We start from the raw sequence: 22852 nt of genomic DNA, 5'->3' as shown, positions 1-22852 counted from the left end.
CGACTACCGCAGGACCGGGGTCCGCCCCCGGTTGGGCGACCTGCCCGGCTCGGCCGACGGTGCTGGCTGCGGCGAGGCAGCTGGCTGTGGCGACGCGTCCGGTCGGGGCGACGGCGGTGGGACGTCCGCCGCCGCCCGGTGGTGTCCGGCCCGTCGTCGGGCGGGCAGGTGCAGCAGGACGGCGACCACAGCGAGCCAGAACACGTACGGGTACGTCTGCCCGGTACCGAACATCGCCGACTCGGTGACCTGGATCAGCAGGCCGGTGACGATGAGCCAGACCAGACCCGAGTTCGCCCCGTTCACCGGAGCCCGGACAGCGGCCCATCCGGCGGCGAGCACGGTGAGCAGCAGCGGCACCGCGGCCACCAGCCCGAGCTCCAGCATCATCTGCAGGTAGCTGTTGTGCACCAGCCCGACGTTGAAGCCGCGCAGTTCGTCGTAGTTGGCCAGTTCGTAGAGGTGGTCGCGGGACGCGTACCCGTAACCGAGCGCCGGATGGTTCTCCCACCACAGGTCGACCGTCATGTGCCACAGCCGGATCCGGCCGTTGGACAGGTCGCTCTGAGTGAACCGGCTGACGAACTGCTGCATCCAGGACGCGGCGAAGACGGACGGCAACAGGCCGGACAGGTACCCGGCCAGCAGGGCCGCGGTCGCGCCGACGGCGACCCGGGTCAGGGTACCGATCCCATGTCGTAGCATCACCCAGAGCACCCCGACGAGCACGGCGCCCAGTCCGGTGCGGGACTGGGACAACACGAGGGCGCCAGCCACCGGCAGGATGCCGAGCAGTTCGGCACGTCGCCCGGTCTCCCGGTAGACCGCCCAGCCGAGCGGCACGGCCAACGCACAGACCATGCCGAGCATGTTGGGGTTGCTGAACAGCCCTTGGAACCGGGAACTGCCGGACAACGCGGGGGCCAACGTGCCGTTGGCCGCTCCGTAGCCGATGCTGACCACGACGGATACGGCCAGCACCAGGTAGACCACCCGCAGGTCGGCCATCATGACCGCCCGGTCCGGCCACCGCCGCCGAGCCAACCCGTGGACCAGCCCGGCCAGCAGCAGCAGGGCCAGACCACGTTGGAAGGACTCGAACGGAGCGATCGACCAGACCGCGCTGAGCGTGGCGAGACCGGCGAGTACCCAGAGCGACCCGATCAGGACACCGGTAGCCGGACTCGTCGGCGCGGCAGCGGCGGGTCGGCGCTGGCACAGCGCCCAGACGACCAGGCCGCCGACGGCCACGTACCGTGGATAGAAGCTGGCGTCGGCCAGCGTCTCGACATCGGACGACGCGCCGATCAGCAGCGCCATCGTCAGCGCCAGGAGCCATCGCCAGCCGTCCATCTGGGATGCGCAGATGAGCATGACGAGCAGCGCGACGGCGGCCGAGGCGACCAGCGGATTCCGTACCGCAAGAATGGTCGTGACCCCCAGCAGGGCCGCCGCGCCGACCAGCACGGTCAGCCGGCTCATTCGGTCTACCACGTGTCGTCCTTCGGCTTGCGGTGGGCCGGGGTGAACCCGAGCGGTCTGTCTGTCGGTCCGGCACGTCAGACCACGAGGTGTCGCCGGTCCACCTCGGCCGGGGCGCCGGCCCAGCGGGCCCGGGCGGCGTACAGCGACCGGACCATCTCCGGCCAGGAGGGCGGACGGTACCCGGTGACGTCGGCCAGCCGGTCGGCGCGCATCGACCGGTCACAGGCGAACCCGTCGTCCGGCACGATGTCACCTGGCCACCGGTACACCTCGGCGATCAACCGGAGCAGGTCGTACTTTGAGATCGGCTCGGCGGCCAGGTGGTACAACCCGGTGAGATCGGTCCGGGGCAGCACCACGGTCCGCAGCAGCCGGGCGAACTCGACGGTCGTCACGCCGGTGTAGATCGCCCTGGTCCAGCCCTTGACGCCACCGGGGCGAGACAGAAACCAGTCCACCAACGACCGGTTGCTGGTCAGCTCGTGACCGATGATCGAGGTACGCAGTGTGAGCGTTCCTTCGCCGGTGACCTCGCCCAGCAGCTTGGACCGTCCGTAGAGGTCCGGTGGGTCGGGCAGGTCCTCCTCGACGTAGCCGCCCTGGCGTCCGGAGAAGACACAGTCGGTGCTGACGTGGACCAGCCGGCTGCCGATCTGGCCGCAGGTCTGCGCCAACATATGCGGGAAGAGAGCGTTCAGGGTGACGGTGTGCGTGGCGTCCTGCACGTCGGGGCGTTGCTTGATCACCCCGACACAGTTGACGACCACGTCCGGCCGGAGCTCGTCGACGATCCGGCGGACCTGGTCGAACCGGGAGGCGTCGATGTCGCTGGCGATCCGCCCGACCAGTGGCGCGGGGAAGTGGGGTGCGCGGTCGGCCAGGTCGCGGGCGGTGCCGTGAACGTCGAGCGTCGGGTCGGCGCTGAGTTCCCGCAACAGGGTGTGACCGAGCATCCCGGTGGCTCCGGCGACGAGGACCCGCTGTCGAGCGGGACCCGGTCGGTCGGTCCGCCGCCGCGGCACCCGATCCAGGTGCCCGCCAGCGTCGGCGAGGGCGCTCATGCCGCGCCGACCAGGCTCGCGTCGACCGGGCTCGCGGCGGCATCGAGGTGTGCCCGCACCTCCGGCAGGGTGAGCAGCAGCGACTCGACCTGCGGCACGGTCAGCCGCCGGGCATTGTGCGAATTGAAGTCGGTGAGCCCGCCGCTGTCGACGTCGCCCTCGTCGACGTAGAGGGCGTAGTTGAGATCGCGGCTGTCCACCGGGACCCGGAGGAACTCACCCAGGTCTTCGGCGTGGGACAACTCCTCGCGGCTGGCCAACGTCTCGTACATCTTCTCGCCGTGCCGGATGCCGAGCACGTCGAACTTGGCCGGTACGCCGAACAGGTTGCACAACGCGGTGGCAAGGTCGCCGATGGTGCAGGCGTCGGCCTTACGGATGAAGACGTCGCCCTGCCGGCCGTGGTGGAACGCATGTTCCACCAGGTCGACCGACTGGGCGAGGGACATCAGGAACCGGGTCATCGACGGCTCGGTGACGGTCGGCAGGCTGCCCTGGCGGATCTGGTCGATGAACAGCGGGATGACCGAGCCGCGCGAGTACATGACGTTGCCGTACCGCACGCAGCAGACCCGGGTCCGGGCTGTCAGGTTGTCCCGGGCGTGTGCCTGTGCCACCTTCTCCATCAACGCCTTGGTCATGCCCATCGCGTTGACCGGATAGACGGCTTTGTCGGTGCTCAACAGCACCAGCGCCTCGACCCCGACCCGTTCACACGCGTCCACCAGGTGGGCGCTGCCGAGGACGTTGGTCCGGACCGCTTCGAGTGGGAAGAACTCGCACGACGGCACCTGCTTGAGCGCGGCGGCGTGGAAGACGAAATCCATGCCCCGTACGGCTTTGAGCACACTGTCGTAGTCCCGGATGTCGCCGACGTAGTAGCGGACGCGCTCGTCGGCGAGTCGGTGCCGCATGGCGTCCTGCTTGGACTCGTCGCGGCTGAATACCCGGACCTCCTGGGCGCCGGCGTCCAGCAACCGGGAAACCATCGTCTGGCCGAAGGACCCAGTGCCACCGGTGATCAAGAAGCGCCGGTCCGATAGCGAGGAAACCACATCTGCCCCTGTCTTGCTTCTCCCGTCGGGCCACCCCCCGGGGGACGGTGGATGTCGTCGTACGTGACGATATAGTCACATAACTGGCGTAGAGGTCATTTTCCGGCAAGGTGAGGAAGGCTCGGATGATCCGGTGGCCCGCGATCCCGGGCCGAGTCGTCATTAACCGCAAAGTCGTCATTAACCGCAAAAGGGGCAAAACAGCCCGTAGCGACTGGTAGTTGTATTGCATGCTGATCGGTCTGCTCACCCAGTGGTTCGATCCCGAGCCCGGGCCGGCCGCGTTGCCTGGCCGGCTCGCTCACGCTCTCGCTCGACGGGGGCACGAGGTGCGGGTGGTCACCGGATTCCCGAACTATCCGACCGGCCGGCTCGCTCCCGGCTACCGGATGGCGCGCCGGCTCGATGAGACGGACGGCGACGTGCGGATCCGCCGGGTGGCGCTCTACCCCAGCCATGACCGGTCCGCCGCACGGCGACTGGTCAACTACGGCTCGTTCGCCGGTTCGGCGCTGGTCTCCGGCGCCGACGCGCTGCGCGGTCTCGACGCACTCTGGGTCGGCAACTCGCCGATCTCGGTGGCAATTCCGATGTGGTATGCCCGGTACGTCCACCGGGTACCGGTCCTGCTGCATGTCCTGGACATCTGGCCGGACAGTGCGGTGGCGAGCGGATTCCTCGGCAACGGTCCCCTGTCACAGGGTCTCGCGCGGGGGATGACCCGTTGGTGCGCGGCGATGTACCGCAGCGCGGATCGGGTGGCCTACGTCTCGCCCGGTGCGGGTGGGCTGCTCGCCGGGCGAGGCGTACCGCAGGAGAAGCTGATCCACATTCCGATGTGGGCCGACGAGGCGGTGCCGGTCCGCCGCCCCGATCTGCGCGCCGAGCTCGGGATCCGTCCCGATCAGGTGGTGCTGTCGTACGCCGGCGCGCTCGGTGAGGCACAGGGCCTCGACCCGTTGATCGACGCGTGCGTCCGGATCGACGATCCGAGGCTGGTCTGTCTCATCGCCGGGTCGGGCACTACCGAGGACCGGCTGCGTGTCCGCGCGGCGCGGGCAGGTGCCACCAACGTCCGGTTTCTCGGCCGACTGCCCCGCGACCGGATGCCCGCACTGATGGCCGCGGCCGACGTGCACTACGTGAGCCTGCGCCCCGGTGGGATGTCGGCGTACACGATGCCGAGCAAGGTGCAGGCGATCCTTGCGGCAGGTCGGGCGCTGCTCGTCGCGGCCGAGGGCGACGCCGCGACGGTCGCCTTGGACAGCGGCGCGGGCTTCGTCGCCCGGGCGGGCGACCCGGAATCGATCGGAACCGCGCTGCGCGAAGTGTGCGACCTGGGCCGCGAGAAGCTCGAGCTGCTCGGGCAGGCTGGCCGGTCCTATTACGACAAGGTGTTCTCGGTCGCGGTCGGTGCCGAGCGGGTCGAGCAGGCGCTGCGAGTGACGGTGGAAGGCTGTCGGCCGCGCCGAGGAGGAGCCCGATGACGAATCCTCTCGACGACGAGAGTGGCTGCTTCGTGGTCCTGATCAACGACAGGGGCCAGCATTCGCTGTGACCGGAGTTCTTCGCCGTGCCCTCCGGTTGGCGTGTCGTGCAGGGGCCCGTCGGCCACGCCGACGCTCTGGCCTGGGTCGAGCGGGAGTGGACCGACCAGCGGCCAACGAGCGTCGCCGGGCTGCGTCGACCGGGCATTGGCTGAGCAGCGGTCCGAGAGATCTCCGGAAACCTGCTCGATCATCCCGGTCGCCAGCGGCGCGGCGGCACCCACCCCGGTTCTTGACATCCGGCTCGTTCGCACCCACCGACTGGCGGAGAACAGCCAATACCAGCGGTACGGGGTTGGGCCCACGGGTTCCGGAGGTTTCCAGGGCATCTCCGGAAGTCGTTGACAGGACAATTTCGACGGTCCGATACCGGCGGCCGTCGCCCGGCCACCGGCCGGCCCTCTGTTCGTCCTGCCGGCCCGGCCCTGCGTCTTCGACATCGGCGCGAACATCGGCCTGTTCACGTTGTTCACCAAACGACGCTGACCCGACGCGACGGTCCGGGCCCTTGAACCGGTGCCCCCTACCGCTGACTACCTGCGCCGCAACATCGCGCGGCACCAGCTGACCGACGTTACCGTCATCCAGCAGGCCCTCGGCGACCAGCCCGCTGGCAACGCCAGTTTTGTGCACTATCCGAACATGCCGGGAAACTCCACCCGGTATCCGGAGGACAAGGAACTCCAGAAGGCGGTGGTGGCCCGCAGACGCCCTGACTGGGACGTGGCCGAGCAGTACCGACCGGTGAACCTCACCGCTCGCTGTCCTCGCGTCCCAGGGCTTCGGGTGCGAGTTCAACCCCGCGCCACTCGGCTACCCCGAGGTCCGCACGTACCTGGTCCCCGCGCGACGGTCCATGGCCCGGCCCGCCGCTTGACGCGACACGGGAGGTCAGCCCTCGGCATCGGCGAGCAACGGTTCCAGCACCAGGTCGGGGTCGCGATTGCGCACGGTGGACAGTCGCCACTTGTCGGGGAACAGGGCGAGCAGTTCACCGTCGCGCACCCGGGTCATCACCTCGACCCCGGGTGCCGCGTTCAACCCGGCCACACTCGCCGCGTCGGTGCGCCGGGCCAGGGTGTACGGCAGATGGTCGACCGCGGTCGGTACCCCGAACTCGGTCGCCAGCCGGTGGGTGGCGACCTCGAACTGCATCGGCCCGACGGCGGCGAGCACCGGGGACTGCTCGCCCCGGCGGTCCGATCGCAGTACCTGGACCACGCCTTCGCCGTCGAGTTGTTCGACGCCGCGGCGGAACCGTTTGAACTTCGACGCGTCGGTGGCTCGGACGGCGACGAAGTGTTCGGGGGCGAACGACGGCAGTGGCGGGAACGTCACCGCCGGCCCGGGCGCGTAGAGGCTGTCGCCGATGCTCAGCGCGGTGGCGTTGACCAGGCCGACCACGTCGCCCGGGTACGCCTCGTCGATGGTGTCCCGGTCGCGGCCGAAGACCTGCTGGGCGTACTTGGTGGCGAACGGGCGGCCGGTGCCGGCATGGGTGACGACCATGCCGCGTTCGAACCGGCCGGAGCAGACCCGGACGAACGCCACCTGGTCGCGGTGGGCCGGGTTCATGTTCGCCTGGGTCTTGAAGACGAATCCGGCGAACGGAGCGTCCAGCTCGCGGAGGGTGCCGGTGGTGTCCGGTCGGGCCGTCGGCGCGGGGGCGGTGTCCACCAGCACGTCGAGGAGCTGGCGTACGCCAGCGTTGGTGACTGCGGCGCCGAACAGCACGGGTGTGGTGGTCGCAGCGACGAAGCCGGCCTGTTCGTGCTCGGCGCCGGTGGCGGCGAGCAGGTCCAGCTCCTCGATCGCCTGAGTCCAGTCGGCGCCGTAGCGTCGGGCGGCCTCGGCGGCGGTGAGTGGTTCCTCGATGACGGCGGTGGCTCCGCCAGGGGTACGGGTGAACGCGACCATGCCGCCGCTGCGCCGGTCGGCCACCCCGTGGAACTGCCCCGCGACACCGACCGGCCAGGTCAGTGGGGTGCACCGCAGCCCGATCCGTTGCTCGATCTCGTCGAGCAGTTCGAGCGGCTCCAGCCCAGGGCGGTCCCACTTGTTGATGAAGGTGATCACCGGCACCCGGCGGTGGCGACACACCTCGAACAGCTTCAGCGTCTGCGGTTCCAGTCCCTTGGCGGCGTCGAGCAGCATCACCGCGCAGTCGACGGCGGTCAGCACCCGGTAGGTGTCCTCGGAGAAGTCCGCGTGCCCTGGCGTGTCGAGCAGGTTCACCACCGTGTCGCGGTAGGTGAACTGCAGTGCCGCCGAGGTGATCGAGATGCCGCGCTGCTGCTCCAGGGCCATCCAGTCGGAGACCACGCCACGGCGGTCGCCCTTGCCGTGCACGGCACCGGCGGAGTTGATCGCCCGAGCGTGCAACGCGAGGGCCTCGGTGATGGTGGACTTGCCGGCGTCCGGGTGGGAGATCACCGCGAAGGTACGCCGTCGTGCCGCCTCCGTGGTGACTTGTTGTATGACTTCCACTACTCCTGGCACCTGAGGTCCTCCTCTCGCCACCCGTTGCCCAGCAGCAGGTCGACGACCGAACTCTAACGTGCGAGGCGCTTGTTTCTCGGTCGGTGCGGTGTCAGCCCACGTCAACCGTCGGGTCGTGACGATGAACACTTACCACCCGTGTCTACCCTCGCGCGACGGTACTGTCTCCGAGGCACGTCCGCGAGACCCTGCGCGTTGCCGCGCGCCCTGATCGGAAAAGGCTGTATGTCGTCGTTCTCGCCTGCGGTGTTGCGGCCGCGTCTGTCCCGCCCGTCGTGGTTGTCCCCGAAGGTGTTCCGTACCGAGGTCCTCGCCGGCCTGGTGGTCGCGCTCGCGTTGATCCCGGAGGCGATCTCGTTCTCCATCCTCGCCGGGGTCGACCCACGGGTCGGGCTGTTCGCGTCGTTCACCATGGCGGTGACCATCGCGGTCTGCGGTGGCCGGCCGGCGATGATCTCCGCAGCGACCGGCGCGATCGCGTTGATCGTCGCCCCGTTGGCCCGCGACCACGGGCTCGGCTATCTGCTGGCGGCGGTGATCCTCGGCGGGGTGCTGCAGGTGCTGCTCGCCGTGCTCGGCGTCGCCCGACTGATGCGGTTCGTCCCGCGCAGTGTGATGGTCGGCTTCGTCAACGCCCTCGCGATCCTGATCTTCGCCGCGCAGGTGCCCTACCTGATCGGGGTGCCGTGGCTGGTCTATCCGATGGTCGTCGTCGCGCTGGTGATCATTGTCGGGCTGCCCCGGCTGACGAAGGCGGTGCCGGCACCGCTGGTCGCGATCGTCGTGCTGACCGTCGTCACGGTCGTCGCCGGCTTCGCCGTGCCGACCGTCGGTGACCAGGGATCCCTGCCGGACAGCCTGCCCGTGCTCGGTGTGCCGCAGATCCCGTACACCTGGGCGACCCTGCAGGTGATCGCACCGTACGCGGTCGGGATCGCGCTGGTCGGGTTGATGGAGTCGTTGATGACCGCCAAGCTGGTCGACGACATCACCGACACCCACTCGAACAAGACCCGCGAGTCGTGGGGTCAGGGCGTGGCGAACATCGTCACCGGCTTCTTCGGCGGCATGGGCGGCTGCGCGATGATCGGCCAGACGATGATCAACGTCAAGGTGGCCGGTGCCCGTACCCGGCTGTCGACCTTCCTGTCCGGGGTGTTCCTGCTGATCCTGGTCGTCTCCCTGGGCGACGTCGTCGCCCGGATCCCGATGGCCGCCCTGGTCGCCGTGATGATCATCGTCGCGGTGTCGACGTTCGACTGGCACAGCGTCGCCCCCGCCACCGTGAAGCGGATGCCGTGGGGGGAACTCGCAGTGATGGTTTCCACCGTCGCCGCGGTGCTGATCACCCACAACCTGGCCATCGGCGTGATCATCGGTGTCCTGGCCGCCATGGTGATCTTCGCCCGCCGGGTCGCACACATGGTGGAGGTCACCAGCGTGCTCGACCCCGACGGCAGCACCCGGATCTACTCGGTGCACGGCGAACTGTTCTTCGCCTCCAGCAACGACCTCGTCTACCAGTTCGACTACGCCGGCGACCCGGACCGGGTGATCATCGACATGACGCATGCGCACATCTGGGACGCCTCGTCGGTGGCCGCGCTCGACGCCATCACCACCAAGTACGCCAGCCGCGGCAAGAGCGTCGAGATCATCGAGCTGAACCAGCCCAGCGCCCGGATCCACGGCACCCTCGCCGGGCAGCTCAAGGTCGGGCACTAGACACACCGGCGTTCCACAGATGCCGGCCGCCGTGCTGTCCCGTGCCCCTGGCACGGGACAGCACGCCAGGTCATCACCGCTGCCCTCCGCCGACGCGGATCAGCAGGACGGGACCATGCTCTTGACGTCGTGGGTCGTGTTGATCCAGGTGTCTGCGGCGAATCCGGTGACACCGGTGGCCGGATCGGTGATCCGGTCCCACGTCGATGACGGCCAGTATCCGCCGCCGACGTACTCACCGAAGGTGTAGCAGGAGATGGTCACCGTACTGCCGTAGTAGGTGTATCCGACGACGGCGGACGTGGTGCTGGGACCGGCCCGGACGTTGAGCCACGGGCTGGCCAGGATCGTCCCGGTCACGCCGCCCGGCGTCCCGCCGCCACCGAGCCGGTTCACCGCCGCCTGCGCGGCGGACAGGTGGTTGGCGTACACGCCGCTGTTGTAGGTCGACCACGGCTGCCAGTTGCTGCCGCCGCTGGAGATGTTGTACGCGGCGTTCGCGTTGCACTGGGCGTCGTAGGCGCAGGTGTCGGTCACGGTGGGGTGGTAACAGTTGTTGATCTGCCAGAGTCCGCGGTCCAGTGATCCATTGGGACATCCGGCGGTGGGGCCGTTGCTGCCGACCGCCGACGGGTTGCACGAGGACTCCGCCATGGCCACCGCGACCGCAGTGACCAGTGGGCTGCCCCGGAACCCGGCGGCGTACCCCACCTGGGCGCACAGGTCGATACCGACGGCGTTGACGTTGACGGTGTCCGGTGCCGGCGTGGCGGCCGGCTCGCCGACGCTGGCCGGGACGGCTCCGTCGACGGCACCGCTGGCCGGTGCGGCGCTGGCCGTGCCGGGCACCGCGAGAGCGAGCACGCCGACGACGGAAAGCAGGGCGAGGCCCAGCGTAAGTCGGGGACGGCGCCGACGGCGGCTGTCGGAGGCGGGCGGGAGACGATCGGGATCCATCACGTTCCTTCCTGGAAACGACGAGCAGTGACTGAGTTACGACGGGTGAAGCGGAGGTCGGGTGACGCGGTGGTCAACGTCCCGGCCACTCCGGGTCCGCGTACGACCAGCCGAGGTACGGCGCGCCGGGCCAACTGAGCGAGACACGCCGGATAGTGGGGGCGGTGGTGATGTAACTGCCGTTGCCCTCGGAGAGCATCACGTGACCGGCGTAGCCGTTGATCTGCGCTCCGGCGAAGAAGACCAGGGCGCCGGGCGGCGGCGTGCCGGTGGTGTGGATGAGGCCGCGCTGGTACAACGCGTTGTAGTGGACCAGTGCGGTGGCGTAGCCACTGGCGGCGCGTCCGTACGCGTGCCCGACGAAGTTGTCGCACCAGCCGTCCCACGGATGGTTGCTGTCGCCGAGGTCGCCGTTGGTGTGCGTGTGTCCGAGGACCGACCGGGCCCAGGCGAGGGCGCGCTGCTCCCGGGTGCCGGTCGGCGGCGGGGTGCCGGAGCCGCACTCCGGCTCGCCCGGCAGGTACTGGTTGAAGCCGGGCGTGGTGGTGTAGTAGTCGCTGATCCAGCCGTTCACCGGCGCGCTGATCTGGTGCCAGACGTTGTTGCCGTAGATGTTGCGGCCGCGTACCGCGCACTCGGCGGTGAAGTACGTGCCGTCGGCGAGGACGGTGACCGCCGGTGCCGAGGCATCGTGCGGGTTGGTCCGCACGATCAGCCCGGCGCCACCGGTGCCGGTAATCCGGTAGCCGGTGATCCCGGCGATCGCCGGTGCGGTGGCTCCGACCAGCACCATCACCAGCGCGGCGAGGGACGCCAGGACGCCCCGTACGAGCCGGTGGAAAGTTCTGGACACCGGTCGGTGGGCGGGTTCGGATTCCTTGAGGTGGTGCACGTGGTCCTCCTGTCGTAGAGCGGACTGCCCGTCCACCCGATACCGCGTCCATGCCGGACGACGTTGCGGGCGGCTCTCGTCGCCCGAATGCGCCGGCCGGTCAGGATGCGGACGCGTACGTGGTCCAGTACGGACTGTGAGACGCTGTTCGCTGGCGTCTATCCAACGGGCAGCTGCGTCGAGGCTGATACTGGCGCGGACCTGCTCGTAAAGCACTGGCTTGACCGCTGTTGACACCAGGTTTACGCGTTCAGGAGAGGCCATGACGGATGAAAATGGACACGCCGGCGCTCGTGGTTCCGCCGCCGGCCCGATCGGTGCCTTCGTCGCCGATCTCGAACAGCTTCGACGCGACGCCGGGCAGCCCTCGTTGCGCAAGATGGCGGAGCGGGCCCACTACTCGCACACCGCGCTGTCCAGCGTGCTGTCCGGAACCCGGCTGCCCTCTCTGGAGCTGACCTTGGCGTTCGTCCGTGCCTGTGACGGCGACGAGGACACCTGGCGGCAGCGGTGGGGCCAGGTCGACGCACTCGTCAACGGTGCCGCGCAACCGGCCGACCGGACCGCCGTACGGGAGCCGCACGTCTCCCGCCGGGCGCTGGCGGCGACCGGGGGGATCGCGGCTGTCGTCGCCGCGGTTATCCTGGTGCCGACGTCGGTACTCGACCGGCTCGGCGGCGCGGCGCAGGAACCCGTGGCTACCTCGGCCGCCGTGTCACCGGCGGCGGACGGCGCGGATCCGCAGCAGGAACAGTGCCACCTCGACGCGGTGAGCACCCACACCGTGCAGGTTCCCGACCGGGATCCGGCCCAGCCGCCCTACGGCAGCCTCACCCTGCGCTACTCCCAGCGATGCCAGGCGGCCTGGCCACTCTTCGTCTCCACCGAGCGGGTGCCGACCGGGGTCACCATCCGGCTGTCCATCAGCCGCCCGTCCGACGGGGCCGTCAGTCGGTTCGACTATCCCTACCTGGTGCCGAGCCAGGTGTACAGCGTGTACGGCAACGTCCTGCGGACCACCGAGGGGTGCGTCGAGGTGGCCGTCGAGATCAGCAGCGCGGACGACCGATCCGCGTTGGCCACCGCGGCGACCCCGTGTGCCCGTCCCGACCCGGTCGGCACACCAACCGCGCTGCAGATTCGCGACCTGCGTGTTCCGGTGGCGGCTCCGCCGGTCGCCGCTCAGCCGGACGGAGGCTGACCCGGGTCCCCCGGCTGCCCTGCCTGGGTCTGCGCCAGGTACACGGTGTTGGCCGAGTCGGTGCCGAGCAGCGGGTTGCGAAACGTCACCACTTCAGTGCGGACCTGTGGGAACACCCGTCCGAGCGCTGCGGTGAACCCGGCTTCCGGTGGGTCGTCGGACCACAGCGCGAACACGCTGCCGGGCCGCAGATGGCCGGCCAGGTGCCGTAGACCCTCCGGCCGGTAGAAGGCGGCGTGCGACGGGTGCAGGAGATGCCCGGGGGAGTGGTCGATGTCGACGAGGACGGCGTCGAACCGTCGCCCAGGTGCAGCCGGGTCGGGGCCCTGCGCCGCGGTCAGGGCGAAGAAGTCGCCGGACACCAGCCGGCACCGGGGATCCCCGACGAGCGCTTCTCCGCCCGGCACCAGACCCCGCTGGTGCCACCCGATGACGTCGGCCAGCGCCTCGACGACGATCAACGACCGGACCCGTGGGTCCCGCAGCACGGCGTGGGCGGTGTAGCCAAGGCCGAGCCCACCGACGACGACGTCGAGTTCTTCGCCGACCAGGTCCGCCAGGGCGAGCCGGGCAAGCTCGACCTCGGCGACGGTGAACAGGCTCGACATCAGGTACTCGTCGCCCAGTTTGACCTCGTACACGTCGCGGTCCACGACGGGGTCCCGCCGCCGCCGCAGGCTGATCTCACCCATCGGGGTCTGCCGCCAGTCAAGTTCCTCGAAACGCGCGGCCATCGGCACTCCTTCTGATGGGCGCAGGTCGGCCCGCCGACTCTACCGTCTCGTGCCGGTGTGCCGGGTGGACACACATTCCGCCGACCGCCCTGACGGCCGGTCCTTCGACGGACGTCGCGGCCACTGCAGGATCTTTTGTCTGTCAAGAGCAAAAGTTTGATCCGATTCCTCAGAAGATCTTGCCACTTCAGCGAATGTAACCCATGATGTGCCGCAGCCGTGCTTCGAGATGATCTCGTCCACCGGGCAGGCAACCCCTCGGCGATGGTTGCGATCGCGGCATTCATCAGCACCCTCGAAGGGGGAGGAATGTCTCCACGCCCGCCAAGAACACGTGGCCCGGCAATATTCGTTGTCACCGCCCTGCTCGTCTCACTGACCGCCGTCAGTTCGTCACCGGCCGCTGCCCAGGTCGCTGACCTGCCGCCGCAGGAGCCGGGTGTCACCCTGCGTACGTATGACATCGGCGTACCGCTGACCGAGATCTGCACCCTCAAACCCGGGCAGACCCCGAACGTCGACAAGTTGATGCCGATCGTCGACTGGTCCACGGCGGACGACTTCGGGCAGGAGGACAACTTCGTCACGCACGCCCTCGCGAACCTGCACGTCGCCGCCGCAGGCACGTACACGTTCCGGCTGGTCAGCGACGACGGCTCCCGTCTCTACATCGACGACGCGGTGGTCATCGACCACGACGGGCTGCACGGGGCGACCTTGATGGACGGCGCGGTGACCCTGACCGAGGGTTACCACGCGTTGCGGGTCGAGTACTTCGAGGCCGGCGGTGGGCAGGAGCTCACCCTGTCCTGGCAACCGCCGGGCGCCGAGGAGTTCGCCGTCGTGCCCAACTCCGTACTGAGTACCGCCGCCGGCGTGGTCCGGGTGACCGCGCCCGGCCGCAAGGCATGCCAGGGGGTCACCGACACCCCCGGCGACGGGCTTCCGCTGGACGCGGTGCACCCCGACTACACCCTGACCGACCTACGGCCGGACGGGTTCGAGCCGCAGGTCTCGGGTATGGACTGGACCGAGGACGGTCGACTGGTCATCGCCACCTGGGGCGGCAGTGAGGAAGTTCTCGGCGAGGTCTACATCGTCGAGAACGTCACCGGGCCGACCAGTGCCGAACAGGTCACGTACAAGAAGGTCGCCAGCGGCCTGCGGGAGCCGATGGGCCTGGCGGTGGTCGACGGCACCATCTACGTCGCACAGAAGCACGAGCTGACCGAGCTGCACGACATCGACGGCGACGAGGTCGCCGACGAGTACCGGACGGTGGCCAGCTGGCCGTACGGGGGCAACTTCCACGAGTTCGCCTTTGGCCTGCTCTACCGGGGCGGCCACTTCTACCTCAACCTCTCGGTGGCGATCGACTACGGCGGCGCCACCACCGACCCGCAGCCGATCGGCAACCGGGGCACCAGCATCAAGGTGAACCGGCGCACCGGCGAGGTCAGCTACATCGCCGGTGGTCTGCGGACCCCGAACGGCATCGGTTGGGGCCGGGACCAGGAGCTCTTCGTCACCGACAACCAGGGTGGCTGGCTGCCCGCCTCCAAGCTGGTGCACATCGAGCAGGACCGGTTCTTCAACCACTACACCAACCCGGACGGTCCGTTCGACGCCAACCCGGTCAGCCAACCGGCGCTCTGGCTGCCGCAGAACGAGATCGCCAACTCGCCGAGCACCCCGGTGCGGATCAAGAAGGGCCCGTACCGGGACCAGTTCCTGATCGGTGACGTCACCTACGGTGGCCTGCAGCGCGCGTACCTGGAGGAGGTGCACGGCGAGTACCAGGGCGCGGTGTTCCGGCACACCCAGGGGCTGGAGGCCGGCGTCAACGAGGTCTCGATCGGCCCGGACGGGTCGATCTACGTGGGTGGGCTCGGTGCCGACGGCAACTGGGGTCAGGCCGGCAAGCTGCGGTACGGACTGCAGAAGCTGACGCCGAACGGCAACCGGACGTTCGACATGAAGTCGATGAGCGCCACCCCGAACGGCTTCAAGATCGAATACACCCGGCCGCTGTCAACTGACACCATCCAGGACATCGCCGAGCGCTTCCAGATCAAGCAGTGGCGCTACGCGCCGACCCCCACGTACGGCGGACCGAAGGTCGACGAGGAGACGCTGACCGTCCGCGAGGTCATCGTCTCCAACGACCGGCGTACCGTCCGGTTGATGGTCGACGGCCTGCAGCAGGGCCGGGTGGTGCACCTGCGCTCGCCGCGCTCGTTCACCGCCTCCAACGGCGAGGAGCTGTGGAGCACCGAGGCCTGGTACACCCTCAACGCCATTCCCGGTGCCCAGCCGGACCGGATCTTCTATGAGGCCGAGGAGGGCTACCAGCAGGGCAGTGCCCGGTACGACACCGAGCACGCCGGCCACTCGGGCGTCGGCTTTGTGGCCGGGTTCGGCGAGTTGAACGCCGCCAACACCGTGCACGTCGAGGTGAAGCGCAACGGCGAGTACGAGGTGGGGCTGCGCTACAGCAACGGTCCGAACCCGTTCCAAGGGGACAAGACGGTCAGCATCTATGTCAACGGCGAGAAGGTCCGGCAGACCGTCCTGCCCAGCACCGTCACCTGGCAGGAATGGGCCACCAAGACCGAACTGCTCACCCTGCGTCGGGGCACCAACGCGATCCAGTACCGGGTGGATGCCACCGACACCGGTCACGTCAACCTGGACCTGGTCACCGTCCGTAAGCCGGGTGAACGGATCGTGCTGTTCGACGGCGGCAACCTGTCGGAGTGGCAGCACACCGACGGGCGCTCGGCGAGCTGGCCGGTGGTCGGTGACGGGGCGATGGAGGCCTGCTGCGGCGATCTGCGCACCCGGCAGGCGTTCGGCGACTTCCGGCTGCACGTCGAGTTCAAAGTGCCGCAGCTGCCGCCGGAGGTCACCGGGCAGAACCGCGGCAACAGCGGCGTCTACCTGCAGGAGCGGTACGAGATCCAGATCCTCGACTCGTACGGGGACCCGACCCTCGACAACAACGAGGCGGGTGCGATCTATCTGCAGAAGGCACCGGATGTCAACGTCGCGAGGCCGCCGGAGACCTGGCAGACCTACGACATCACCTACCTTGCGGCCCGCTACGACAGCGCCGGTGAGAAGACCTCCGACGCCAGGGTCACCCTGGTCTGGAACGGCGTGACGGTGCACGACGACGTCGCCATCACCGGCCCGACCGGCGGGAACATCCCCGAGGGGCCGGCGACCGGATCGATCCGGCTGCAGGACCACCAGAACACCGTGCAGTACCGCAACATCTGGGTCGAGCCGCTGAGCTGAGCCAGGTACGAAGGCCGCGCCGGACCGGGAATCCCGGTCCGGCGCGGCCTTCGTGGTGCCACCGGTCAGGCAGCGATACTCAGCTTTTCCGTGACGTTCGTCAGACCTTTGTTGATATCTGGCGACCTCGTAGTCGAGCATGGCCACCACGGCAGGGTGACTCCGCTCACATCAGTTCGCATTTTCGCGGGGTGGGCCTACTGCCGGGATCGACGCACCCCACGACCTCCGCTCCGGAAGGCCTCGTCAGCGAAGAAGACACTTACCTTCGGGCTGATTGCCACCATGGCGTTCGCCCTTACCGCCTGCACCGACTCGGACGCGACCCCGACCGACGACCGGACGGACGGCGAGCTGCGTCAGGTCAGGGTCGCGGCGCTGCCGAGTACGGAAACCGCCGCCCTGTGGGGCGGCATCGGAGCCGGCATCTTCGCCGAGCGGGGGATCGAGGTGGAGGTGCTGCCCGCACAGGGTGGCGCCCAGGCCATCCCCGCCCTGATCAACGGAGACATCGACTTCGCCATCGGTCAGCCGTTCGGCGAGGTCGCCTTCCCCGACGTCCCGGCCCAGCTCGAAGCCGGCAACATCGAGGCGGCGTGGGTGCCGGAGCCGTTCGTCACCCAGCTGCGCGACTGCGGCGACGCCGTCGTCGTCGAGCCCTACCAGGCGGTCATGGTACCGGCATCCGCCCAGGTCGGACCTATCGCGCCGGCACCTACCGGCGCGCCGAGCACGCTGGCCTGAGGAATCCGGCGAGAGCCGACCGGCACCGGTGGCGGCAACCGCATCGAGTGACATGGTCGTTACTTAGTCGGACGCCCTATGGTGTTTCCAGCCGGCAGGCGTAAGGGTGATCCTGTCGGAGTCGCATCAGCGACGCGTGGATCGTAGGCGTACCGGAGGGCCGATCGGGTGTTCAGCCGCATTGCCATCGTCAACCGTGGTGAGGCCGCGATGCGGCTCATCCACGCCGCCCGGGAGCTGGCCGCCGAGACCGGGGCGCGGATCGAGACCGTCGCCCTGTACACCGACGTCGACCGTACCGCGACGTTCGTCCGTGAGGCGGACATCGCCTACGACCTCGGGCCGGCGTCCGCCCGGCCGTACCTCGATCTGACGGTCCTGGAACGCGCCCTGGTGGCCACCGGCGCCGACGCGGCGTGGGTCGGCTGGGGCTTCGTCGCCGAGTCCCCGGCGTTCGCGGAGCTGTGCGAGAAGACCGGCGTCACCTTCGTCGGACCGAGCGCGCACGCGATGCGTCAGCTCGGCGACAAGATCGGCGCAAAGCTGATTGCCGAGGAGGTCGGCGTACCGGTCGCCCCGTGGAGCCGGGGCGCGGTCGAGACCCTGGAGGCCGCCGTGGCGGCGGCGAGCGGCATCGGCTACCCGCTGATGTTGAAGGCGACCGCCGGTGGCGGCGGGCGCGGCATCCGGGTGATCACCAACGAGGCCGAGCTCGTCGACGCGTACGAACGCACCAGTCAGGAAGCCGCCCGCGCGTTCGGTAGCGGCGTCGTGTTCCTGGAACGGCTGGTCACCGGTGCCCGGCACGTCGAGGTCCAGGTGATCGCCGACGGCCAGGGCACCGCCTGGGCACTCGGCGTGCGTGACTGCTCAGTGCAGCGGCGTAACCAAAAGGTGATCGAGGAGTCGGCGTCGCCGGTGCTCAGCCCGGCGCAGGCCGCCGACCTCAAGGCCGCGGCCGAACGGCTCGCCGTCGCGGTCGGCTACCGGGGCGCGGCGACCGTCGAGTTTCTCTATCACCCGGGTGACCGCATGTTCGCGTTCCTCGAGGTCAACACCCGGCTGCAGGTGGAGCACCCGATCACCGAGTCCACCACCGGGTTCGATCTAGTCAAGGCGCAGCTGCACGTGGCGTCGGGCGGGCGGCTGGAGGGCGCGCCGCCGTCCGAGCGCGGGCACGCCGTCGAGGCCCGGCTCAACGCCGAGGATCCGGACCGCGACTTCGCGCCGTCGCCCGGTTGGATCGCCCGGCTGGACCTGCCCTCCGGGCCCGGGATCCGGGTGGACACCGGGGTCAGCGAGGGCGACACCATCCCCGCCGCCTTCGACTCCATGATCGCCAAGATCATCGCGTACGGACGGGACCGTCAGGAGGCGCTCGGCCGGCTGCGCCGGGCGATGGCGAACACCACCGTGATCATCGAGGGTGGCGCGACGAACAAGAGTTTCGTGATCGACCTGCTCGATCAACCCGAGGTGATCGACGCCAGCGCGGACACCGGGTGGATCGACCGGGTCCGCGGTGCGGGCCGGCTCGTCGCCCACCGGCACGTCGCCGTCGCCCTCGCCGCGGCCGCGATCGAGGGCTACGAGGCCGACGAGCGCGTCGAACGGCAGCGACTGCTGTCCACCGCGTCCGGCGGCCGCCCGCAGGTGCAGCACGCCAGCGGCCGCCCGGTGGACCTCAAGCTGCGGGGCGTCGGCTACCGGGTACGGGTGGCGCGGACCGGGGCGTACCGGTTCCGCGTCGGCATTGAGGTGGCAGACGTCGTGCACAGCGCCGACGTCGAGTTGGACCGCTTCGACCGGCACACCGGGCAGATCGTCGTCAACGGCAGCCGCCATCGTCTGGTCACCGCAACGCACGGGCCGGTCCACCTGGTCGAGGTCGACGGGGTGACCCACCGGGTCAGCCGCGACGAGGGCGGCGTGCTCCGCGCGCCGATGCCCGCCCTGATCGTCGCTACCCCGGTGCCGGTCGGTGCCGAGGTGGAGGCGGGAGCACCGGTGCTGGTGCTCGAGGCCATGAAGATGGAAACGGTGCTGCGGGCACCGTTCAAGGCCCGGCTGAAGGAATCCGGCGTGTCGGTCGGGAACCAGGTCGAGGCGGGCGCACCGCTGCTGAGGCTGGAACCGGTCGCGGACGACGCCGCCGCCGGCCCGGCGTCCGGCCCGGTCGCGCCCGTCGAGCTGGAGATGCCCGCCGCGTCCGGGGCGCTCCCGCCGGCCGAACGGTGCCGACAGGGTCAGGAAGGCCTGCGCGGACTGCTCCTCGGCTTCGACGTCGACCCGCACGACGACCGCCGCGTCCTCGACGACTATCTCGTCGCGCGCCGGGCCGCTGCCGAGGACGGCGACCGGCCGTTGGCCGCTGAGATCGATCTCATCGAGGTCTTCGCCGACCTCGCCGAGCTGAGCCGCAACCGACCGACCGACGCCGACGGCGACGGGCACGTGCACAGCGACCGCGAGTACTTCCACACCTACCTGCAGAGCCTCGATGTCGAACGGGCCGGCCTGCCGGACGCCTTCCAGACCAAGCTCGCCAAGGCGCTCAGTCACTACGGCGTCACCGATCTGGAGCGCTCCGCCGATCTCGAAGCCGCCGTCTTCCGGATCTTCCTCGCTCTGCAGCGTGCCGCCGCCGACGCCACCGTCGTCGCGACACTGCTTCGCGCGTGGCTGCGGGAGCCGCCACCCGGCCAGTCGTTGCACGAGCCCGCCGGTCTCGCCCTGGAGCGACTGGTCGCCGCCACCCAGGTCCGCTTCCCGGTGATCGCCGACCTCGCCCGAGGTGTGGTGTTCGCCTGGTTCGCGCAGCCGTTGCTGCGCCGCAACCGGGCCACCGTCTACGCCCGGGTCCGCGCGCACCTGCGTCACCTGGACGCCCATCCGGAGACGCCGGAGCGCGCCGAGCGGATCGCCGACATGGTCCGCAGCACCGAACCGCTGGTCCGGCTGCTAGGCCAGCGGATCGTCCGTGACCACCTCGACAACGCGGTCATGCTGGAGGTGCTGACCCGCCGGTACTACGGCAACAAGGGACTCACCGCGGTCCACGCCCACCAGGTCGCCGGCTGCACCTTCGTGGTCGCCGAGCGGGCGGACTCGAGCGTGGTCACCACCGCCGTGGCCATCGACGCCCTGGGGTCCGCCCTCGGCGGGCTCGCAGAGCTGGCCGGTGGCCGGGAGTCCATCGACGCCGACGTCTATCTCGCCTGGGAGAACCAGCCGGAGGACTTCGACGCCATGGCGGCGGCGCTGCTCGACGTCGTCGCCGCGCATCCGCTGCCGCCCCAGGTCCGCCGGGTGACCACCACCATCGCGGGCCGCGCTGGCGCGGTGATGCACCACCATTTCACGTTCCGCCCGTCGAGCGGGGGAATGGTCGAGGAGCGGCTGATCCGCGGCCTGCACCCGTACATCGCGCAGCGCATGCAGCTGGAGCGGCTGCGCAAGTTCGACCTGACCCGGCTGCCCTCGCTGGACGAGGAGGTCTACCTGTTCCAGTGCGTCGCCCGGGAGAACCCGTCCGACCAGCGTCTCGTCGCGTTCGCGCAGGTACGTGACCTGACCCGGCTGCGTGACCATGATGGACGCCTGGTGTCGCTGCCGACCACCGAGGACACCGTCGCGGCCTGCCTCGACTCGATCCGCCGGGCACAGTCGCGCAGACCGTCGAAGACCCGCTTCACCACCAACCGGATCGTGATCTACGTCTGGCCGCCGAACGACCTCACCCGCCAGGAGATGGAGATGATCGCCGGGCGGATGCGCCCGACGACTGCGGGTGCCGGGTTGGAGGAGATCCTGTTCATCGGGCGCCGACGCGACCGGGTGACCGGCGAGCTGACGAAGATGGCCGTACGGATCGCCTTCGACGCCACCGGCGGGGCCGAACTGGTCGTCGGCGAGCCGCCGGCCGAGCCGGTCGAGCCGTTGGACGACTACCGACTGAAGGTGCTGCGGGCGAGCAGCCGCAACACGGTGTACCCGTACGAACTCACCGGCCGGCTCGGCGACTTCGTCGAGCACGACCTCGACGAACACAACGCGTTGGCGCCGGTCGACCGGCCGAAGGGGAGCAACCGCGCGGCAATCGTCGCCGGTGTGGTCAGCACGGTCACCCCCCGCCACCCCGAGGGGGTCACCCGGGTCGCGCTGTTCGGCGATCCGACGAAGTCGCTCGGCGCACTGTCCGAGCCGGAGTGCCGCCGGATCATCGCGGCCCTGGACCTGGCCGAGCGGATGCGGGTGCCGGTGGAGTGGTACGCGTTGTCCGCCGGAGCCCGGATCTCCATGGAGTCGGGCACCGAGAACATGGACTGGGTGGCCGCCGCGCTCAAACGGATCGTCGAGTTCACCCAGGCCGGCGGTGAGATCAACATCGTGGTCGCGGGCATCAACGTCGGCGCGCAGCCGTACTGGAACGCCGAGGCGACGATGCTCATGCACACCAAGGGCATCCTGGTGATGACGCCGGACTCGGCGATGGTGCTCACCGGCAAGCAGTCGCTGGACTTCTCCGGCGGGGTGTCCGCCGAGGACAATTTCGGCATCGGCGGCTACGACCGGGTGATGGGTCCGAACGGGCAGGCGCAGTACTGGGCGCCGAGCCTGACCGCCGCGCGGGACGTGCTGCTGGCCCACTACGACCACACGTACGTCGTACCGGGAGAGACCGGACCGCGCCGGGCGGCCACCACCGACCCAACCGACCGCGACGTCTCCACCTTCCCGCACACGCTGGCTGGCAGTGACTTCACCACCGTAGGGGAGATTTTCTCGGCCGAGGCCAATCCGGACCGCAAGAAGCCGTTCGACATCCGGACCGTGATGCAGGCGCTGGCCGACCAGGACCACCCGATGCTGGAACGCTGGGCGGGCATGGCCGACGCCGACACCGCCGTGGTGCAGGACGTGCACCTCGGCGGCATCCCCGCATGCCTGCTCGGTATCGAGTCGCGGACCGTGCCGCGGCGTGGTTTCCCGCCCACCGACGGCCCGGACACCTACACCGCGGGCACGCTGTTCCCGCAGTCGTCGAAGAAGGCCGCGCGGGCGATCAACGCGGCCAGCGGCAACCGGCCGCTGGTGGTGCTGGCCAACCTGTCGGGCTTTGACGGCTCGCCCGAGTCGATGCGCAAGCTGCAGCTGGAGTACGGCGCCGAGATCGGCCGGGCGATCGTGAACTTCCGTGGGCCGATCGTGTTCTGTGTGATCTCGCGGTACCACGGTGGCGCGTTCGTGGTCTTCTCGAAGGCGTTGAACCCCGCCATGACGGTGCTCGCGCTGGAAGGTTCGTTCGCCTCGGTACTCGGTGGCGCTCCCGCCGCTGCAGTGGTGTTCTCCGGCGAGGTGGACGCCCGTACCGCGCGCGATTCGCGGATCCGAGAACTGGAGGGCCGGGTGGCCGCGTCGTCGGGCACCGATCGCGCCGCGTTGGCCGCCGAGCTCGACGAGCTGCGGTCGTCGGTACGGGCGGAGAAGCTGGGCGAGGTGGCCACCGAGTTCGACCGGATCCACGACATCCGGCGCGCCGTCGAGGTCGGCTCGGTGGATGCCGTCATCAGCGCAGCCGAGCTGCGCCCGCGGATCATCGCCACCATCGAATCCCGGCTGCGGGAGGGGCGGTGACAGCGAACCTTCCGA

13 protein-coding genes and 1 pseudogene are annotated in these 22852 nt (G+C 69.5%); 7 read left to right on the top strand and 7 right to left on the bottom strand.

Annotation, left to right across the window (positions count from 1 at the left end; translation table 11 throughout):
* Nucleotides 1-3 precede the first annotated feature (3 nt).
* The 3 genes from O7610_RS08685 to O7610_RS08675 all read right to left on the bottom strand — a co-directional run bounded on the left by O7610_RS08685 (nucleotide 4) and on the right by O7610_RS08675 (nucleotide 3601).
* Nucleotides 4-1494, bottom strand: a complete 1491-nt coding sequence (locus tag O7610_RS08685; protein ID WP_289213018.1) for an O-antigen ligase family protein — start codon at nucleotides 1492-1494, stop codon at nucleotides 4-6.
* A 65-nt stretch (nucleotides 1495-1559) separates the two neighbouring features.
* Complete coding sequence (locus O7610_RS08680) at nucleotides 1560-2546, bottom strand: dTDP-4-dehydrorhamnose reductase family protein (RefSeq protein ID WP_281567338.1); 987 nt, start codon at nucleotides 2544-2546, stop codon at nucleotides 1560-1562.
* Nucleotides 2543-3601 carry a polysaccharide biosynthesis protein gene (locus O7610_RS08675; RefSeq protein ID WP_281567339.1) on the bottom strand — a complete coding sequence of 353 codons (1059 nt, stop codon included), beginning with the start codon at nucleotides 3599-3601 and terminating at the stop codon, nucleotides 2543-2545. The genes O7610_RS08680 and O7610_RS08675 overlap by 4 nt, the downstream gene beginning before the upstream one ends.
* Before the next feature lie 230 nt (nucleotides 3602-3831).
* Between O7610_RS08675 and O7610_RS08670 the strand changes: the two genes are divergently transcribed.
* Entirely contained in the window at nucleotides 3832-5088 is a 1257-nt protein-coding gene (locus tag O7610_RS08670) for a glycosyltransferase family 4 protein (RefSeq protein WP_289213017.1), read from the top strand.
* A gap of 83 nt (nucleotides 5089-5171) precedes the next feature.
* Nucleotides 5172-5303, top strand: a pseudogene (locus O7610_RS30845) (MbtH family NRPS accessory protein); the annotation flags it as partial.
* A 736-nt stretch (nucleotides 5304-6039) separates the two neighbouring features.
* On the opposite strand, the gene O7610_RS08660 reads toward O7610_RS30845, so the two are convergent.
* Nucleotides 6040-7647: a peptide chain release factor 3 gene (locus O7610_RS08660; protein WP_281555209.1), complete on the bottom strand. Its 1608-nt coding sequence runs from the start codon at nucleotides 7645-7647 to the stop codon at nucleotides 6040-6042.
* Between the two features lie 225 nt (nucleotides 7648-7872).
* Here O7610_RS08660 and O7610_RS08655 point away from each other — a divergent pair, with 225 nt between their 5' ends.
* Entirely contained in the window at nucleotides 7873-9372 is a 1500-nt protein-coding gene (locus O7610_RS08655; protein ID WP_289213016.1) for a SulP family inorganic anion transporter, read from the top strand.
* A 99-nt stretch (nucleotides 9373-9471) separates the two neighbouring features.
* On the opposite strand, the gene O7610_RS08650 is transcribed toward O7610_RS08655, so the two are convergent.
* Both O7610_RS08650 and O7610_RS08645 read right to left on the bottom strand, forming a co-directional pair.
* The gene (locus tag O7610_RS08650) at nucleotides 9472-10236 is read right to left on the bottom strand and encodes a transglycosylase SLT domain-containing protein (protein ID WP_289213015.1); all 765 of its coding nucleotides are present in this window, start codon (nucleotides 10234-10236) and stop codon (nucleotides 9472-9474) included.
* A 166-nt stretch (nucleotides 10237-10402) separates the two neighbouring features.
* On the bottom strand, nucleotides 10403-11221 hold the full coding sequence (locus O7610_RS08645) for a hypothetical protein (RefSeq protein WP_281555206.1): 819 nt from the start codon (nucleotides 11219-11221) through the stop codon (nucleotides 10403-10405).
* A 262-nt stretch (nucleotides 11222-11483) separates the two neighbouring features.
* Between O7610_RS08645 and O7610_RS08640 the strand changes: the two genes are divergently transcribed.
* Nucleotides 11484-12422, top strand: a complete 939-nt coding sequence (locus O7610_RS08640; RefSeq protein WP_281555205.1) for a DUF2690 domain-containing protein — start codon at nucleotides 11484-11486, stop codon at nucleotides 12420-12422.
* Here the strand turns inward: O7610_RS08640 and O7610_RS08635 are convergent.
* Nucleotides 12404-13156 (bottom strand): polyamine aminopropyltransferase, encoded by a 753-nt coding sequence (locus O7610_RS08635; RefSeq protein WP_281555204.1) that lies wholly within the window; start codon nucleotides 13154-13156, stop codon nucleotides 12404-12406. The genes O7610_RS08640 and O7610_RS08635 overlap by 19 nt on opposite strands.
* A 309-nt stretch (nucleotides 13157-13465) precedes the next feature.
* On the opposite strand from O7610_RS08635, the gene O7610_RS08630 reads away from it, so the two are divergent.
* From O7610_RS08630 to O7610_RS08620, 3 genes are all read left to right on the top strand, one after another.
* On the top strand, nucleotides 13466-16456 hold the full coding sequence (locus O7610_RS08630) for a 3-keto-alpha-glucoside-1,2-lyase-like domain-containing protein (protein WP_289213014.1): 2991 nt from the start codon (nucleotides 13466-13468) through the stop codon (nucleotides 16454-16456).
* A 285-nt stretch (nucleotides 16457-16741) separates the two neighbouring features.
* Nucleotides 16742-17200 (top strand): ABC transporter substrate-binding protein, encoded by a 459-nt coding sequence (locus tag O7610_RS08625; RefSeq protein WP_289213013.1) that lies wholly within the window; start codon nucleotides 16742-16744, stop codon nucleotides 17198-17200.
* 168 nt (nucleotides 17201-17368) lie between these two features.
* Nucleotides 17369-22837: an ATP-binding protein gene (locus O7610_RS08620; RefSeq protein WP_289213012.1), complete on the top strand. Its 5469-nt coding sequence runs from the start codon at nucleotides 17369-17371 to the stop codon at nucleotides 22835-22837.
* The last annotated feature ends 15 nt before the right edge of the window (nucleotides 22838-22852 follow it).

The organism is Solwaraspora sp. WMMA2065 (genome assembly GCF_030345075.1).
In the GTDB taxonomy this organism is placed as follows: Bacteria; Actinomycetota; Actinomycetes; order Mycobacteriales; family Micromonosporaceae; genus Micromonospora_E.
Note: the sequence above shows the minus strand (reverse complement) of the source record. Positions and strands in the feature narration are given on the sequence as shown.

Coding starts and splice junctions, on each gene's coding strand:
- O7610_RS08625 (WP_289213013.1), top strand. CDS start 16,742: ATGGCGTTCGCCCTTACCGCCTGCACCGACTCGGACGCGACCCCGACC.
- O7610_RS08630 (WP_289213014.1), top strand. CDS start 13,466: ATGTCTCCACGCCCGCCAAGAACACGTGGCCCGGCAATATTCGTTGTC.
- O7610_RS08670 (WP_289213017.1), top strand. CDS start 3,832: ATGCTGATCGGTCTGCTCACCCAGTGGTTCGATCCCGAGCCCGGGCCG.
- O7610_RS08680 (WP_281567338.1), bottom strand. CDS start 2,546: ATGAGCGCCCTCGCCGACGCTGGCGGGCACCTGGATCGGGTGCCGCGG.
- O7610_RS08655 (WP_289213016.1), top strand. CDS start 7,873: ATGTCGTCGTTCTCGCCTGCGGTGTTGCGGCCGCGTCTGTCCCGCCCG.
- O7610_RS08635 (WP_281555204.1), bottom strand. CDS start 13,156: ATGGCCGCGCGTTTCGAGGAACTTGACTGGCGGCAGACCCCGATGGGT.
- O7610_RS08640 (WP_281555205.1), top strand. CDS start 11,484: ATGACGGATGAAAATGGACACGCCGGCGCTCGTGGTTCCGCCGCCGGC.